Origin of the sequence: Arthrobacter gyeryongensis, assembly GCF_039543785.1 — a bacterium.
GTDB classification, from domain to species: domain Bacteria; phylum Actinomycetota; class Actinomycetes; order Actinomycetales; family Micrococcaceae; genus Arthrobacter; species Arthrobacter gyeryongensis.
The window spans coordinates 104,373-120,981 of the sequence record NZ_BAABKK010000004.1; the positions used below are offsets into that span (position 1 = coordinate 104,373).

The 16,609-nt window shown below is 64.4% G+C and carries 11 protein-coding genes; all 11 read right to left on the reverse strand.

What is annotated here, in order from left to right; translation table 11 throughout:
- Positions 1-34: 34 nt before the first annotated feature.
- Positions 35-1,225 (reverse strand): 5-methylcytosine restriction system specificity protein McrC, encoded by a 1,191-nt coding sequence (locus tag ABEA18_RS02980; protein WP_345447905.1) that lies wholly within the window; start codon positions 1,223-1,225, stop codon positions 35-37.
- 91 nt (positions 1,226-1,316) lie between these two features.
- The gene (locus tag ABEA18_RS02985; protein WP_345447848.1) at positions 1,317-3,551 is read right to left on the reverse strand and encodes an McrB family protein; all 2,235 of its coding nucleotides are present in this window, start codon (positions 3,549-3,551) and stop codon (positions 1,317-1,319) included.
- Between the two features lie 142 nt (positions 3,552-3,693).
- Positions 3,694-5,625, reverse strand: a complete 1,932-nt coding sequence (locus tag ABEA18_RS02990) for a DUF5107 domain-containing protein (protein ID WP_345447849.1) — start codon at positions 5,623-5,625, stop codon at positions 3,694-3,696.
- Positions 5,626-5,776: 151 nt separating this feature from the next.
- On the reverse strand, positions 5,777-6,517 hold the full coding sequence (locus tag ABEA18_RS02995) for a copper homeostasis protein CutC (protein WP_345447850.1): 741 nt from the start codon (positions 6,515-6,517) through the stop codon (positions 5,777-5,779).
- Between the two features lie 52 nt (positions 6,518-6,569).
- On the reverse strand, positions 6,570-6,986 hold the full coding sequence (locus ABEA18_RS03000) for an acyl-CoA thioesterase (protein ID WP_236815881.1): 417 nt from the start codon (positions 6,984-6,986) through the stop codon (positions 6,570-6,572).
- A 26-nt stretch (positions 6,987-7,012) separates the two neighbouring features.
- Positions 7,013-9,109 (reverse strand): ABC transporter ATP-binding protein, encoded by a 2,097-nt coding sequence (locus ABEA18_RS03005; protein WP_345447851.1) that lies wholly within the window; start codon positions 9,107-9,109, stop codon positions 7,013-7,015.
- Positions 9,106-10,839 (reverse strand): ABC transporter ATP-binding protein, encoded by a 1,734-nt coding sequence (locus ABEA18_RS03010; protein ID WP_236815879.1) that lies wholly within the window; start codon positions 10,837-10,839, stop codon positions 9,106-9,108. Before ABEA18_RS03010 ends, ABEA18_RS03005 begins: the two co-directional genes overlap by 4 nt.
- Positions 10,840-11,101: 262 nt before the next feature.
- A complete protein-coding gene (locus ABEA18_RS03015) occupies positions 11,102-13,141 on the reverse strand; it encodes an MFS transporter (RefSeq protein WP_345447852.1) in 2,040 nt (679 codons plus the stop codon).
- Between the two features lie 11 nt (positions 13,142-13,152).
- The gene (locus ABEA18_RS03020) at positions 13,153-13,635 is read right to left on the reverse strand and encodes a MarR family winged helix-turn-helix transcriptional regulator (RefSeq protein WP_059388130.1); all 483 of its coding nucleotides are present in this window, start codon (positions 13,633-13,635) and stop codon (positions 13,153-13,155) included.
- 179 nt (positions 13,636-13,814) lie between these two features.
- Positions 13,815-15,479 (reverse strand): thiamine pyrophosphate-binding protein, encoded by a 1,665-nt coding sequence (locus ABEA18_RS03025; RefSeq protein WP_345447853.1) that lies wholly within the window; start codon positions 15,477-15,479, stop codon positions 13,815-13,817.
- Positions 15,476-16,540, reverse strand: a complete 1,065-nt coding sequence (gene speB / locus ABEA18_RS03030) for an agmatinase (RefSeq protein ID WP_345447854.1) — start codon at positions 16,538-16,540, stop codon at positions 15,476-15,478. Before speB ends, ABEA18_RS03025 begins: the two co-directional genes overlap by 4 nt.
- Between the last annotated feature and the right edge of the window lie 69 nt (positions 16,541-16,609).

Below are 16,609 nucleotides of genomic sequence, written 5' to 3' on the forward strand. Positions count from 1 at the left end.
CGCCTGCCGCCCGGACGGAACTAGAACCAGCACCTCATAGTCGGGCCTGGCGCACCACTTCTCCCCAGGACTGCTGGGCCAGGTCCGTGACGGCGGCAAGGATCTCCGCCGGTGGCCGCGACAAGTCCAGCGGGTACTCCACAATGTCGATATCCGTGTTGAGGATCCGTCGCAGCTTCATCTCTCCCTTGCCTGCATAGACCAGCCACGCCGTGGGCACTTGCAGCGCGGTGCAGTAGGCCAGGAGTTGGTAGTGGTCCGCGTTGAGCGAGGCCCCGGAATCCGTGGCCGAGGCGTATTTGGAGTCGTAGACAACTACGGGCCTGCCTCCCAGGAAATGCACGGCGTCGGGGCGCACTGTGAGCCGGTCCGAATCCCGCACAGCTTCGTTGAGGGTGGCGCCGTATTGGAGCCGCATTTCACCCGGATGTGCCCGCATGGCCGCCCGCAATGCCACGCCCACGAATTCCTCAAACACAGTGGACATGTCCACTACAAACGAGGCCGTCTGTTGCTTGCCCTCGCCCGCTTCGGCGGAGGCGTTCCGCAGGATGAGCTCGGCCAAGCGGAGGACGGGATGGTAGCGGAGGTTCATCCGGTTGGCCTGCCACCGCGGGAGGGGCGCTCCGGACTGGAGCCGCGTGACGGCGTCGAGCTTTCCCTTGAGCTGCCGCAAGCGGCTCAGGACGTTCTGCCGCACTCCGGGAACCTTGCCCATCCGCTCAAGCGCGGCACGCAGGATGCGGTTCTCGGCAATGTCCTCGGTGAATTCGTCATAAGAGACTTCCAGCGGAACCAGCATCCCCGGGCGGCGGGAGATCTGGTCCGAGATCCGGATGCGGCCCTTGACCGTCCTGAGGGACTCGTCCACGGTGAGGTACCCCTGCAGCGGACCGCGGCTGAGGGCCCGTTCCGCCAACTGGGCGAGGGACTCCGCGAGGGCGCTCCACAGATCCTTGTGCTCGACGGCGGCCACGGAATCCTCGCGGAATCCCTGGTCCCCGGCGTAGCTGAGCAGAAAGAGCAGCCGGTTCAACCCCAAGCGGTCCTTGGGCCGTACCTCGAACTGGACGGTCGGCGTCCGCACAGACCCGACCTTGCCCGCAGGCTCGATGCGGTAGAGGCCCATTCCCATGGGCGAGGCCTTCGCGAGCCCGCTCGAGTTGAGGAGGGCGGCGGCGTCTGGATCAAGCTTGTCCACGATGCCACCGGAGAGCTCGTCCATGACGATGTGCCGCACAGCCGGAGCCTTCGTGGAAGCGCGGACCGTTGGCTTTCCGATGCCCGGCGCGCGGGCCGGCCGCGGTGGCGCGGTCTTAGCGGACCGCAAGTCGACCCAACAACTGGTCCAGACCGAAGCGCTCCTCCAGCTGGGCCCGGTTCAATTGACCATGGTAATGCTCCTCCAGGAGTGGCATGAGTTCGTACTTCCAGATCCTGCGCAGCCCGGCAGGGTTCTGGGCCGCGTTCTTCATGAAGTAGGAGGGGCCGATCATCAGGTCCCGGTCCCAGTCGTCGATGGAGTCGTTCAGGGCGTCAAGCAGGTCCGCGTTGAGGGTGTCCAGGCCGCGGGCCGTGAGGAACCGTCGGAGGGAACCGCGGATCGGTTCCACCTTCGGATGCAGCTCCACGAACGCGAAGCGACGGCGGATGGCCGCATCCATCATGGCGATAGAGCGGTCCGCCGTGTTCATGGTGCCGATGATGTAGAGGTTGTCCGGCAGGCTGAACGGTTCGTTGGGGCTGTACTGGAGGTAGATGCGGTCGTCGCGGTATTCCAGCAGGAAGTACAGCTCACCGAATACCTTCGCCAGGTTGGCCCGGTTCATCTCGTCGATGATGAGGAAGTACGGCTTGTTGGAGTTCCCGGGCTTCGCAGCTTCTTCGGCGAGGCGACGCAGCGGTCCGGCCACGAGCTTGAACGACACCTGCCCGTCGTCGGTCTTGTCCGGCCGGTACCCCTCGAAGAAGTCCTCGTACGCGTAGGACGGGTGGAACTGGACCAGCTTGACGCGCTCGTCGGTACTGTCGCCGGCGAGCTGGGCCGCCAAGTGTTTGGCGAGGTAGGTCTTTCCCGTTCCCGGAGGGCCGTAGAGCACTAGTTGGCGGTTCTCCTCAAGGAGTTCTGCGATCTCGGTGAGTGGCTCGAGCTCCATGTGGAGGGAAGCTGCGAACTCTTCAGTGAGGGGGCGGAACCCTTCAATCACGGGCTCGACGACGGTGTCCGGGGCGGCGGTTTCCTCGCCGTCGGATTCGGCTTCGGCTGGCAGGAGGGACTGCAGTGACTGGATGACCCTGGTGACGTCCACGACGATCCCCGAAGTGGAGAGCTGGCGCTGGACGTGCCGCGGGGCTTCGGCAATCGGGTGGGTTTCATCGAACCAACGCACCTTGCGGCGAAGCCTGCGGTTGTCCTCATTGTGTTCCGGTTCGCCCAGGACCACGCCGATCCTGATAGCTCCTGAGTTCTGGAACAGTGCGAGGTCGCCGGGCTTCATCACGGTCAGGAACGCGAAAACAGCGGTCTTGGTGTCTTCCCGCTCCACGTAGCCGAGGTGCTTGTAGTCCTCGTCCACGGCATGCTGGACCAGGCCTGCTGTCACGCCGGGGGCGAGTTCGCGGAGGTGTTCGACGTCGAGCGTCGCCTTTTCCTCGTCCCGCCACGCGGCGAGGAGCTCGGCGGAGTCCTGGTGCGTGCGCAGCAGCCACGCCCGGCGGCCGGGATCTCCCACTTTGCGCCACTGGCTGACGAGCTGGCGGTCGTACCAATCGATGCGCTGGCCGGCCTGTTCGTCCAAGTGCAGCCGGATGCGGTGGACGTCCGCGGTGATGTCGGTTTCCGTTTCGCCATGGGCCCCGCCCACGAGCGAGGCGAAGGCGTCCCGGATTTCGCGCCGCTCAACGTCCGCGACCACGGGCTCGAAGTAGCTGGGCCACGCCAAGTATTCGATGCTGCGCCGGATGGCCGGCTGGTCCTCGGGGGTTGCGGCCGCGAGTTCGTGGAATTTCAGTGGGTCTTTGAGGGCTTTGTTGATGCTCGCGTTGGACTGGCCATCGACGTGCGCCACGAACCGGCACAACCAGGTCAGGTGGTCCCAGATGGTCCAGTTGAATTCGGCTGTCCTGTCACGGATGACGCCGTGATCGGTCATCCCCTGGTAGAGCTCCTTGGGGAGCTCGAGTTCGGGATCGAGCCAGGACGCGGCTTCGGCGACGCGGGCGCGCTTCACCTTGAGCGATTTGACCTCGTGTGCCAGGGGCAGGGACTGGAGGAAGAGGAGCTCGACGGCGAGCAACTTGGCCTCGCGCGAGGCCCCTTCCAGGTTTTGGCGCAGGTTGGTCATCATGGGCGCTTTGGAGTCTCCGACGCCGCGTTCGAGGCGCTCCAGGAGCTCGCCGGCGGCGTCCACCGTCCAAGTGCGGGTACTGGCGTCGAGCGCCGAAGCTTTGCCTTGCAGCCCCGGGCCCAGCACGAACCAGGCCGCATCTTCGATCTCCTTGGAGATACCGGGGGCACGGGTCAGTGGGGTTTTGGTGGAGGGAGTCACCATGCCAACTTACATGGTTTGTCTTGGTGCTGGCCAAGCAAAGTCGGCACCCCCGCCACATGCGTCCCGCCTCTTGCGTTCTGCCACATGCGTCCCACAACTTGCCTCCCGCCGCACGCGTCCCGAGCTCGTGAACCCCGGAAGGTCAGTGCATTCCGAAGCGGTAATTGGCTGGCACCGGCTCCTCCGGGCACACTTCCTGCCACAGCTCGGCGATCCCGTCCTCGCCTTCCCGGATGTCTGGTATTTCGACGCCGTCCCGCAACATCCGTGCGGCCTCCTGGCCTTGGCCGACGCCCGCGAGGGCGAGCGCCGTCAGGAAGCGGACGCGCCCGACGTCGGACATTCCGGCAGGTGCCTCGCTCGCCAGGGCGAGTGCTTGGGCGGCGTTTCCGTGCCGGATACTGAGGGTCATCGCTTCGCTCAGCAAAGGGAGGTTGGAGGGCTCCAACCGGCTCGCTGCAGCAAGCTCAGCCAGGCCCTCGTCAGTCTTGTTGCTGGCAAGCAGCGCTAGGGCGTGGCCTCTTGTGGCGAGGACCTTGGAACGGGGCGAGAGGTCCTCCGCAATCAGCGCGGCGCCGTATCCGGCGATCGCACCGCCAAGATCCTGGCGGGCGTGCTTCATGGTGGCCAGGTGGAACTGTGCCTCCGCTCCGCCATCCTTTGCCAGCAGTTCTTCCCAATCGGCTCCCGCCACGAAGGTCCCGGCGCCCAGGAAGCTGGCCCCGTCCAGCAGGCTGTGCCACGGACCCGTTTCCTCGATGGCCTCAGGGGTTGCGTCATCCGCGAAGGGAGTACCGATTTCGTCCAGCCACCCGCGGCCTGAGTGCCGCCGTCGGGCACTTTCCAAAGCACCCCAAGCACTGCCGCGGACCAGCATCTCGTCCGGAGGCAGGGCATAGTTCCGCGCGGCTTCGGCAAGGGCGACTTCGAGCTCCGCGTCCGGGACGAGGTCTTCGAGTCGGGCGCTGGCGTGGGTCACGGCCGCATCCCAATCCTGGCCGTGGGAGGTTGCGGGATCCAGCTTCGCGTTGCCGTAGGCCTCTACCCAACTCCACTCGGCGCCGGCAGGCATGGCCACATGCTCGAACTGTGTCTGCGCGAGCCCAGCCTGGATCTCCGCGTAGGGGCCAGCGCCGGGGCTGAGCCATTCCTGCCAGCGCTTCCCGCCGTCGCCCTGGCCCCAGACGAACAGCTTCTTCCCCCGCAGGAGGCTCGTGGACAGCATGGCCAGGCCGTCGCCGTCGTGGTCTACCGCGGCGATCCAATGCCGGTGCCCAGGCTGGATGTCGAAGAAGAAATCCGCCGCGTGCGGGCTGTTGACCAGCCATGTGGCATCCAAGCCTTGGTGTTCCGTGGGCCGGACGCGGGCGATGTCGGTGGTGTAATCGCTGCCGAAAGCCTCCGTCGCGGGCGCGATCACGCGCGTTTCCGGCGTCTCGGGAACGGCTGCGTTGCTCCACCAGTACATGGGGACCTCGTGGTCATGGGGGTTCCGGATCCGGACCGCCGTGAGGAGGACGTCCGAGTCCTCCGGAAGCCACATGTCCACTTGGAAAACCACCTCGCGGAGGCGTTCGAACTCCCACATGCGCAGGACGTCGTGGCCTTCGGGAGTCTTGACGATGGCCGTGTGCACCGGATCGCAGGTGGTGGGCGAGTGCCCGCGGGTGCCGATGTTCCATTCGAGCCCGCCGGCGAACCAGGCCTTGCGCAGGGCGATGTTGGCGAATTGCAGGGTCCCGTGGGTGTGGAGGAGTTGCTTTCCCGACCCTTTGTCGAAGAGCTCCCACAGCCGGCCGCCCAAGGTGGGGAGGACAACGGCGCGCAGTTTGCTGTTCTCAAGCACGACGGCGGGCACTTCGTGGGCGGTCCGCTCGCGCGAGTAGCCGTCCTGCATCAGGTACGGGAACATGTTCGGCACCTGGCCGTAGCGGGCCGCGGCCTGCAGCTCTTCCGGAACCCCGTCGCCGATTCTGTAGGGCTGGTCCAGTTCAGCCGTGACCACGGGCAACGGGCTATTGGGGCCCAGCTCCGCCATGTTCAGGGTGATGGTGGAGAAGCTCAGGTTTTGCATCTTTGTGACTCCTGGAGGCTATTTTCGATCGCAATGCTTCACCTATCTTTGACCCAAGTCGCCGCTGTGTAAAGGGAGTCACCCAACCGACTCGCAGTTAATGTCGTTTTGAGCGCCCAGAACGACATTAACTGCTAGCTAGTTGGGGATGTCACCGGGAGGCGGCGCGTGCGGCCCTCACCAGGTCGCGGTTGGTGACCATGTACGCCGTCGGGTCTGAGGCGTCCGGCGAACCGAGCTCAGCGGCCCGGTTCTTCAACGTGGAAACCGTGGCCTTGGCTGATAAGTGGACCGCACTCAGTCCTGCGGCGTGCAGGGCGGGGATATCGTCCAGGGCGAGTCCGCCGCCCGCCATGACCTCAAGCCGCCCCGCTGCCCGCTGGACCATGCGCTCGAGCGTCGCGATCCCCGCCCCCACCGTCGCGGCGCCGCCAGAGCTGAGCACACGCGTGAACCCAAGTTCCACGAGCTGCTCGACGGCGGACGCCGGGTCCGGGGTCTGGTCGATGGCCCGGTGGAAGGTCAGTTGGGCGTTGGGGTTCGTCTCTAGAGCCGTGTCGGCGAGCTTTCGCGTGGCTTGGACGTCGATGTCACCGGCGGCCGTGAGGACTCCGATCACCACGCCGTGAGCCCCTTGGGCGAGGAGAAACCGGATCTCGCGGTCCATGGTGTCCACATCTGCGTCGGAGTACAAGAAGTCTCCTGGCCGGCTGCGGATCAGCGGGTGGATCTCCAGCCGTCCTTTGGCAGCTTCCTGCGCGGCTTCCATCAGCCCTTGGCTCGGGGTCAGTCCCCCGAGCTCCAAGGCGCTGCAAAGTTCAATCCGGTCCGCGCCTTCTTCGGCGGCAACGGCAGCGCCCTGGGCACCGACGGCGACGATCTCGAGTTTCATGGGGAAACTCTACGGCCACCCGGATGCACAGGGCGCTGCTGCAATGCTTCACTTAGGCCCGATAGGGCTCCAGCTGCTCCTTCTGCTCGGGAGTGAGCCTGCGGACACGGCCTGTGGACTCATCGACGAACGCCAGATGGGTACTCGCGTTGACGCAGTCCTGGCCGGTCACGGGATCCTTGATGACGTAATGGAGGTCAAAACTTGCCCCCTTCACGGCGCCTACCCAGATCTCGACAACAGCCGGAATGTTCCGGTATTCCAAGGTCCGGACGTACCGGACCTTGTGCTCCACTACAAGGGTCATGACCCCGTCTTCAACCGAGTCGAAGACGGAGACCGGCGCTTCCACTCCGGGAAGTCCTGCACCGCGGGGCGGACCGAAAGCCGCGATGCGGGCCTCTTCGAGCATGCGCACGATCTGGACGTTGTTGATGTGCCCGTACGCGTCCATGTCTCCCCAACGCATCGGCACTTGGACCGTAATTCGCTGGCTCAGCTGTGCACCGCCGTCGAGTCATCCACAACGGCTTCCCCGGCATCCTCACCAGCAAACTGCGACATGTAGAGGCGGTAGTAAGCGCCCTGCAATGCAAGCAGTTGGTTGTGGTTGCCCTGCTCCACGATGCTGCCGTTTTCCATCACCAGGATGGTGTCGGCGTCGCGGATGGTGGACAAACGGTGGGCAATGACAAAGCTGGTGCGATCCGTGCGGAGGGCAGCCATGGCCTTCTGCAACAGCAGCTCGGTACGGGTGTCAACGGAGCTTGTGGCCTCGTCGAGGATCAACAGCGAGGGATCGGAAACGAAGGCCCGCGCGATGGTGATGAGCTGCTTCTCGCCCGCGCTGACGTTGTTGCCTTCCTCGTCGATGATGGTCTGGTAGCCATCCGGCAGGGCACGCACGAAGCGGTCAACGTACGTGGCCTTGGCCGCCTCCATGATCTGTTCCTCGGTGGCGTCGAGCTTGCCGTACTTGATGTTGTCGTAAATGGTGCCGCCGAACAGCCAGGCATCCTGGAGCACCATTCCCACCTTGGAACGAAGCTCGGAACGGCTCAGCTCCTTGATGTCCACCCCGTCCAAGGTGATTCGCCCTGAATTGAGCTCGTAGAACCGCATGACGAGGTTGACCAAGGTGGTCTTGCCCGCACCGGTTGGTCCGACAATTGCCACGGTGTGTCCAGGCTCTGCGCTCAGGGAAAGGTTCTCGATGAGCGGCTTGTCGGCAACGTAGCTGAAGGACACGTTCTCGAACTCGACGTGGCCGTCCGTGCGCGGGGGCAGGTGACGGACCGCGTTCTCGGGCATTTCCTCATCGGCATCCAGGAACTCGAAAACGCGCTCAGCGGAAGCCACACCGGACTGGAGCATGTTGGCCATGCCGGCGATCTGGCCGAGCGGCTGGGTGAATTCACGCGAGTACTGGATGAACGCCGTGGCGTCGCCGAGGCTCATGGAACCGGAAGCTACCCGCAAACCACCGACGACGGCGATGCCCACGTAGCTGAGGTAGGAGACGAAGTTCATGGCAGGGAAGATGATGCCCGAAACAAACTGTGCCCCGAACGAGGCCTTGTACAGGGCTTCGTTGCGTTCGTCGAAACGCTCCAGCATGTCCGCGTCACGCCCGAAGACCTTGACGAGCTCGTGGCCGGAGAACGATTCCTCGATCTGGCCGTTGAGCGTGCCGGTGTTCTTCCACTGGGCGGCGAAGAGCTTCTGGCTGCGCGAGCCGATCACGCCGGCAAGGACACCGGAGAGCGGCAAGGCAACCAGCGCGATCAGGGCGAGCTGCCAGGACACGATGAACATCATGATGGTGATGCCGAAGACCGTCAGCACCGAGCTGACCAGTTGCGCGAACGCCTGCTGCAGCCCTTGCTGGACGTTGTCGACGTCGTTGGTTACGCGGGAGAGGATGTCGCCGCGCTGGCGGGTGTCGAAGTAGTTCAGTGGCAAGCGGTTGAGCTTGGCCTGGACATCGTTGCGGAGCCGGTTGATGACCTTCATGACGATCTTGTTCAGGATGTAGCCCTGGGCCCACAGGAAGATGTTGGCCACGAAGTACATCAAGAGCACGATCGAGATCAGGAACGTGAGCTTGGAGAAGTTGATCCCGTTGGTGAGCTCCATCTTGGAAACCATGTCCGCGAAGTTGTTCTGGCCTGCTTGGCGGAGACCTTCGGCGAAGGCCGCTTGGCTCACTCCGGGAGGCAATTGCTTGCCCATGACGCCGCCGAAGATGACGTCCATGGCACTGCCGAGGATCTTCGGTGCGATGACGTTCAGGACGACCGAGACCACCACGAGGCCGATGACGAAGACCACGCCGGCGGCCTCCGGCTTGAGCAGCCCGAGGAGCCGCTTGGCCGACGGTCCGAAAGCCTTGGCTTTCTTGGCCGGCAGGTTGCCGAACATGCCGCCGTCGGCTTCGCCCGGGGTGTATTCGGTTTCCTCGATGTCGTCATCTTCCACGGCTGTTACGGCACCCACTGCGGCTGCATCCTTTGCTTCCGCAGCTTCGCGGGCAGCCTTCGCTGCTTCGGCCTTCGCGGCCCAGCCGCGCTTTTGCTGATTCTGTTCGCTCATGCAACTTCCTCCGCGCTCAGCTGGGATTCGACGATCTCCTGGTACGTGGGTGACGTTTCCAGGAGTTCTTCATGCGTGCCGCGGTCAACGATTCTGCCGTTGTCCAGGACCAGGATCTGGTCCGCGTCCGCAATGGTGGAGACGCGCTGGGCCACGATGATGACCGTGGCATCCTGCGTCTTTTCCTTCAACGCCCTGCGAAGGCGGGCGTCCGTGGCCACGTCCAAGGCCGAGAAGGAGTCGTCAAAGAGGTAGACCTTGGGCTGCGTCACCAGTGCCCGGGCGATGCAGAGGCGCTGCCTCTGGCCACCGGAGACGTTGGTGCCGCCCTGGGCCACCCGACGGTTGAGGCCGGAGGACTTTTCCATGACGAAATCCTTGGCCTGTGCGGTCTCCAGCGCGTCCCAGAGTTCCTGGTCCGTGGCGTCGGTCTTGCCGAAGCGCAGGTTGTGCTCGATGGTTCCGGAGAATAGGTACGGCTTCTGCGGCACGGTGGCCACGCGGCTGGTGATCTCGTCGCGGTCCAGGCTGGTGACTGGAACGCCGTCGAGCAATACATCGCCGGACGCGACGTCGTACAGGCGCGGAAGGAGCGACACCAAAGTGGTCTTGCCTGCGCCGGTGGAGCCGATGATGGCGAGGGTCTGGCCCGGCTCCGCGGTGAAGGAGATGTTGCTCAGCACGGGAGCTTCAGCGCCGGGGTATTTGAAGGTGACATCGCGAAATTCGACGCGCCCCTTCTTTTCCGCGGGCGCCACGGGCGCCTTCGGATCGTGGATGGAGGGTTCGACGTCGAGGACCTCACCGATGCGGTCCGCGCACACGGAAGCGCGCGGGATCATCATGGCCATGAAGGTACCCATCATGACCGCCATGAGGATCTGCAGGAGGTACTGCAGGAAGGCCGTCAAGGAACCCACCTGCATGTTGCCCGCGTCCACCCTTTGGCCGCCGAACCACAGCACCGCCGCCGTGGAAAGGTGCAGGATCATTCCGATGGCCGGGAACATCAACACAAACAGGTTGCCGATCTTGACCGAAACCAGGGTGAGGTCCTTGTTGGCGTCGCCGAAGCGCTTGGCCTCGTACGGTTCGCGAACGAAGGCACGGACCACGCGGATGCCGATGATCTGTTCGCGCAGGACGCCGTTGATGGCGTCGATCTTCTTCTGCATGGAGCGGAAGAGCGGCATGAGCCTGACCACGAGGTAACCAACCACGGCCACGAGGACGGGCACGGAGACCCAGACGAGCCACGAGAGGCTGAGGTCTTCGCGCAAGGCCATGATGATGCCGCCTACGCACATGATGGGCGTGGACACCATGAAGTTCAGGCCCATGAGCATGAGCATCTGGACTTGCTGGACGTCATTGGTGCCGCGGGTGATCAACGTGGGAGCGCCGAAGCTGTTGACGTCCTTGGCCGAGAAGCTGCTGACCTTGCGGAAGACGTCCCTGCGCAAGTCACGCCCCATGGCCATTGCCACGCGGGATCCGAAATAGACCCCGGCGATGGCCGCGATGACCTGGCCGAGCGCGACCGCGAGCATCAGGGCTCCGGTTTGCCAGATGTAGTTGGTATCCCCCCGGGATACCCCTTCATCGATGATTTTTGCGTTGAGGCTTGGAAGGTAAAGGGTGGCAATGGTAGACGCCAACTGGAAGATGATGACGGCCAGTATCTGCGGCAAATACGGCTTGGAGTAGCGCCGTATCAGGGTGACAAGCATGCCCACGGATCCTTAATGAGAGTGCGCGAATGAATTAATGCGAATGACTTAATACTGCGAATGACTTAATACTGCGGCTGACCAAATACATGGGTAGCAGCAGGCGCTGACAGTATTAGTCCCTCAACTCTACGAAATCCGTTGCCTCAGCGAAATATCGATAGCCGAATATCATCCTTGCGGCGTAGCTGAGCCGCTGCAGCGCTTCCAAACTCGCTGCAGCGGCTCCTGCCACTCATCCCGGGCGGTTGCCCGCCGGCGCTTAGCCCGCGTGCCGCCCGGTTTCCCCAGCCCTGGACGCATCACCGGCAAGGAGTAGCAAGGCAGCCCTTTCCTGGCGGCGGCGTTCCCGCTTGAGTTCCTTGCGCAGCGCGGCCAACTCCTCGGCGATCCGGGACTGCTCGACGGCGGTGGCAAGTTGTTCCTGCACGCGCACCTGGAGCTCGCGCTGCGCCTTGCTCAGCTGAAGCTGTTGTTCGGCCAGCAGCCGTTGGGTGCGGGCAAGCTGGTCCTGGACCTCGCGCAGGCCAGCTGCCGGATCGGGCCGTTCCTGCGTCAGGATGCGGGCGAACTCAAGGTCCAGCTCATCGTGCTCCTTCTCGGCTGCCGCTCGGGCGCGGCTGGCACCCAAGGGGGTGCCGGCGTCGTCGGCTGCTGGGACAAACTCAGCGGATTCGATCACCGGCAGGGTGGAGGTGTCCAGAGTCATCCCGGCCTCGCCGGAAGCGTTTGCCAGCAATTCCCTCTCAGGCGTTGCGTCCACGGTTCTCCGCAGTGGAACTTCCTTGATGAAGAGCACTGCGATGAACGCGACCAGGGCAATCGCCGCGGAGATCATGAAGATCTGGGCGGTGGCATCGCCGTAGGCGGCCCGCATGATGTCGCGGATCGGGGCCGGCAAATCCGTCAGGTCCATGCTCGCATTGCTGGAGCCGCCGCTCACCGGGATGTGGGCCGCGGCGAGGCCTTGGGTGGCAAGGTCCTTGACGTGCGTGGCCATGATGGCACCGAGCACCGAAACACCGATCGCACCGCCGACGGAGCGGAAGAATGCCACGGACGCGCTGGCGGTGCCGATGTCCTGCGCGCGGACGGTGTTCTGGACCGCGAGGACCAGGTTCTGCATGAGCAAGCCAAGGCCCAGCCCGAAGACGGCGGTGTAGCAGCAGGTGATCCACAGTTCGGTGGTGTGGTCGATGGTGCCGGTGAAGGCAAGGCCACCGGCCAGGAACACGGTACCCGCCAGGAGGAAGCGCTTCCACTTTCCGAAGCGGCTGATCAGCTGGCCGGATGCCACCGAGCCCAAGAGGTTGCCCGCAATCATGGGCAGCGTCAGGAGGCCGGCCTCGGTAGGCGTGGCGCCACGGGCTACCTGGAAGTACTGGCCAAGGAACGTGGAGGAGCTGAACATCGCGATACCGACGGCCACGGAGGCCAGGATCGCCAAAGCCGTGGTGCGCTGGGAGATGATCTTCAGCGGAATGATGGGCTGGGCCACCTTGGATTCGACCACTACCAGCAGGGCCAGGAGAAGCACGCCGCCGCCTACCATGAGGGCGGACTGCCAGGAGATCCAGTCGTAATAGTCCGGGTTGCCGGCGAAGGAAACCCAGATCAGGAGCAGGCTCACGCCCGAGGTCAGCAGGATGGAGCCGAGCCAGTCGATCTTGGCGGGGCGCTTGATGTGCTGGATCTTGAGGGTCACCTGGAGCAGGATGAGTGCGACGACGGCGAGCGGCACGCAGACGAAGAACGTCCAGCGCCAGCCGAGCGGGCTGTCAACGATGAAGCCGCCGAGCAGCGGGCCACCTGCGGTACCGACCGCCATGACGGCGCCCATGTAACCCGAGTACTTGCCGCGGTCCCGCGGCGGAATCATGGTGCCGATGATGGCCTGGGCCAGGGCGGTGAGGCCGCCCATCGCGATGCCCTGGATGACGCGGGCGGTGAGCAGGAAGGGAATGCTCGTGGAGAAGCCCGCCATGACCGAGCCGGCCACGAAGACCACGATGCTCAGCTGGACCAGGAGCTTCTTGTCGAAGAGATCGGCGAGCTTGCCCCAGATCGGGGTGGTTGCGGCGTTGGCCAGCAGTGCGGCCGTGATGACCCACGCGAAGTCCGTTTGCGTGCCGTGGAGATCGGACATGATGGTCGGGAGGGCGTTGGCCACGATGGTGCTGCTCAGGATGGCGGTGAAGAATGCCGCGAGGAGGCCCGTCAGGGCCTCCATGATCTGGCGGTGCGTCATGGGCGCGGATGACGCCGGCACCGCCGTCGAACGTTCTTGTATTCGGGTTGCCATTGCTGCTGCTCCTAAGCTGTGTGGTTCAAGTGGTGGGAGCCGGCCGCCGTTGCCCGGACTGAGTGGTTGAGTGATGTGGTCAATTTCTCCAGGACCTGCCCTGCTTCCAAGGCGTCTTCCTCGCTCCACTCCGCGAGGTAGGCCCGCAAATTGAGGCTGCGCTGTTCTTCGAAGTTCCGGACCTTTTCGATGCCGGCTTCGGAGAGGGCCACCAATTGGGCCCTGCCGTCGGCAGGATCGGGACGGCGGACCACCAAACCGAGTTCCTCCAGTTCGGCGATGTGCCTGCTGAGGACCGGTGGGCTGACGCCGAGCCGGGATGCGAGCTTCGTGGCCCGGGACTCCCCCTCGCCTATGAAGCGCATGACGCCCTGCAGGGCGAAGCCCACATCGGCATCTTTCGCGATGTTCGCGGTCACGATGCAACGCAACACCCGCTGCAGATCGAAAATCTGATGGACGAGTTCGGTTGCCGTGCTGGATGCGACAGCCATGGAAGACACCTCACTTTTGTTTGCCTAAAGCAACTATACGCCAGAATGATTGCTTTGGGAAACTAATGATGTGTGAGGTGCGTTAAACACCAAGCGCGAGCTGGCAGGTAATGCCCTCATCTTTCGAAAAAGGGGTCATCATCTGCCAGCTCGCGCTGGGGTTTGGAGGGTCCGGAGTGTCAGTCGCCCAAGTGCGTCGGGCCGAACATCTTCAGGAGGGTTTCAACCACGACGACGTTGGGGCCGTCCGCGGCGAAGCTTTCCTTGAGCGCGTCCCCGACATCCTCGGGGGCCACCCTGCGGGCCGGGACGCCGAAGGCCTCGGCGAGCTTGACGAAGTCCGGGCGGGCGAGCTCGGTGGCCGTGGCCTTGCCGAAGGCACCCACCATGTATTCGCGCAGGATACCGTAGCCGCCGTCGTCCACGATCAGCCAAGTGACCGGGACGTTGTGCTGCTTGGCGGTGGCCAATTCGGAGATCGAGTACATCGAGGATCCATCGCCGGAGACGGCCAGCACGCGACTGGGTTTGCCCACGGTTTCCAGTCCCACGGCACCGCCGATGGCCGCCGGGAAGCCGTAACCGAGGCCGCCGGCGCCTTGGGCCGAGTGGAACTGGCCCTCGCGGGAATCCCAGCAGCTCCATCCCCAGTACGCGGAGATCGTCATGTCCCAGAAGGTCTGCATGTCCGCCGGAACGGCTTCGCGGATATCGGCCATGAACTTTAGTTCCTTGCCGAGGTCCTGCTCTTCAAGGCGAGCCTTGACCTTGGCCAGGGACTCTTTGACAAGGTTCTCGGGCGTAGTGCCGTGCCAGTCCGGAGCCGCCGCGGTCGCAGACAAGGCCTCATCCAAGGCAGAGTCGAGCGCGGTAAGGGCCTGGCCGGCGTCGGCGCGGATGCCCAGGCCCGGCCGGTTGGACTCGAGGACCCGGGGTTCGGCGTCGATCTGGATGATGCGACCGCGCGGCTCGAAGGTGAAGTAGTTGGACGTCACCTCGCCCAGGGAGGAACCAACGACGATCAGCACGTCGGCGTCCTCGAGGACATCCGTCATGTGGCGGTCTTCGATCCAGGACTGCAGGGACAGCTCGTGGGTCCACGGGAACGCTCCGTTGCCACCGGGAGTGCAGATCACCGGGGCTCGGAGTTTCTCTGCGATCGACAGGAGCGACTTCTCGGCCCGGCCACGGCGCGTGCCGCCGCCGGCGATGATGGCCGGACGTTCCGCCGTCGAGAGCCATTTAACCGCTTCCCGGATCAACTCCACACGCGGCGGGTTGTCGGCGGCTTCGGCGAGGGCGTCCTCCACCGGCGGGACCATGATGGGGTCCAGGAGAACGTTCTGCGGAATCTCGATCCACACCGGCCCCTGCGGAGAGGAAATGGCCTCGGTCCATGCGTCCTGGATGGCCGAGGGAATCCCGGACGCGTGCTGGATGAGGCGCTGGCTCTTGGTGACGTTCGCGGCCGAGGCCTTCTGGTCATCGAGCTGGTGCAGCATTCCCTTCCGGCGCGCCCCCAGACCCTCCAAGGGGATCTGGCTCGCCACGACCACCATCGGCACGCCGCTCGCATACGCTTCCTGCAGACCGGCCAGGGACGTCAAAGCGCCCGGACCTGTAGACAGGAACAACACGCCGACCTCGCCCGTGGCACGGGAATACCCGTCCGCGGCGAAAGCAGAGTTGTTCTCCACGCGGGAGGACACGAAATGCAGATTGCCGCGGCCCATCGCGTCGAACAGGCCCAGGGCGTGCTGGCCGGGGATCCCGAAGACCGTCTTCGCACCGAGCGCCTCGAGAGTCTCGACGACGAGGTCCCCGCCGTTGCGCTGGTCCGTCACTTCGTGACCGCCGCGGCGAAACCGGCCGGGCGCCGGGATTCCTGGCCAAGGGCCTGTGCGGCATAGCCGTTCGGGGCGCCATGGCGATTGCCTTCGACGGCGTTGTCAGCCAAGAGGGTGACGAGCTCGTAGGCAACGTGGCTGGCCGCGACGCCAGTGATTTCAGCGTGGTCATAGGCCGGAGCGACCTCGACAATGTCTGCGCCCACGAGGTTCATGCCGCGGAGACCGCGGATGATTTCGAGGAGCTCGCGGCTCGTGATGCCACCGGCTTCGGGCGTGCCGGTGCCCGGGGCGTGGGCCGGATCCAGGACGTCGATGTCCACGGAAATGTACAGCGGACGGTTGCCGATGCGGTCCCGGATCTTGGCCACGGTTTCGAGGACGCCTTGGTAGTAGACATCCGCCGAGGTGACGATGCCGAAGCCGAAGCGGTGGTCGTCGTCGAGGTCCTTCTTGCCGTAGAGCGGGCCGCGGGTACCGACGTGGCTGATGGCCTCGGTGTCCAGGATGCCCTCTTCGACGGCGCGGCGGAACGGAGTGCCGTGCGTGTATTCCGCGCCGAAGTAGGTGTCCCAGGTATCCAGGTGGGCGTCGAAGTGCAGCATGGCAACCGGCTCGCCCGCGCGTTCGGCAGCGGCGCGGAGCAGCGGCAGGGCGATCGTGTGGTCACCACCGAGCGTCACGAGCTTGCTTCCGTTGGCGGTCAGGTCCAGGGCGTTCTGCTGGATGGTCTCGATGGCCTCGTTAATGTTGAACGGGTTCACGGCCATATCGCCGGCGTCGGCAACCTGGATGTTCTCGAAGGGGCTGACGTCCCAGGCCGGGTTGTACGGGCGCAGCAAACGGCTGGCTTCTCGCACATGATTGGCACCGAAGCGGGCGCCGGGGCGGTAGGAAACGCCGGAGTCGAAGGGGACGCCGACCACCGTGACATCGGCCTTGGAAACCTGGTCCAGTCGCGGCAAGCGGGCATAGGTGGCAGCACCGGCATAGCGCGGGATTCGGGCCGAATCAATGGGACCAAGGTTGCCGTTGGCCTCAATACGAAGCTCTTCCAAAATGCGCCACTCCTTTGTGAATAGGTGGATCGGACAGTGACTGTGACACCAATCATACACTCAAAGTTG

What these genes read in the sequence shown, in the direction of transcription:
- ABEA18_RS02980 (WP_345447905.1), bottom strand. Translation starts at nt 1,225, where the DNA reads ATGGACGAGCTCTCCGGTGGCATCGTGGACAAGCTTGATCCAGACGCC.
- ABEA18_RS02985 (WP_345447848.1), bottom strand. Translation starts at nt 3,551, where the DNA reads ATGGTGACTCCCTCCACCAAAACCCCACTGACCCGTGCCCCCGGTATC.
- ABEA18_RS02990 (WP_345447849.1), bottom strand. Translation starts at nt 5,625, where the DNA reads ATGCAAAACCTGAGCTTCTCCACCATCACCCTGAACATGGCGGAGCTG.
- ABEA18_RS02995 (WP_345447850.1), bottom strand. Translation starts at nt 6,517, where the DNA reads ATGAAACTCGAGATCGTCGCCGTCGGTGCCCAGGGCGCTGCCGTTGCC.
- ABEA18_RS03000 (WP_236815881.1), bottom strand. Translation starts at nt 6,986, where the DNA reads ATGCGTTGGGGAGACATGGACGCGTACGGGCACATCAACAACGTCCAG.
- ABEA18_RS03005 (WP_345447851.1), bottom strand. Translation starts at nt 9,109, where the DNA reads ATGAGCGAACAGAATCAGCAAAAGCGCGGCTGGGCCGCGAAGGCCGAA.
- ABEA18_RS03010 (WP_236815879.1), bottom strand. Translation starts at nt 10,839, where the DNA reads ATGCTTGTCACCCTGATACGGCGCTACTCCAAGCCGTATTTGCCGCAG.
- ABEA18_RS03015 (WP_345447852.1), bottom strand. Translation starts at nt 13,141, where the DNA reads ATGGCAACCCGAATACAAGAACGTTCGACGGCGGTGCCGGCGTCATCC.
- ABEA18_RS03020 (WP_059388130.1), bottom strand. Translation starts at nt 13,635, where the DNA reads ATGGCTGTCGCATCCAGCACGGCAACCGAACTCGTCCATCAGATTTTC.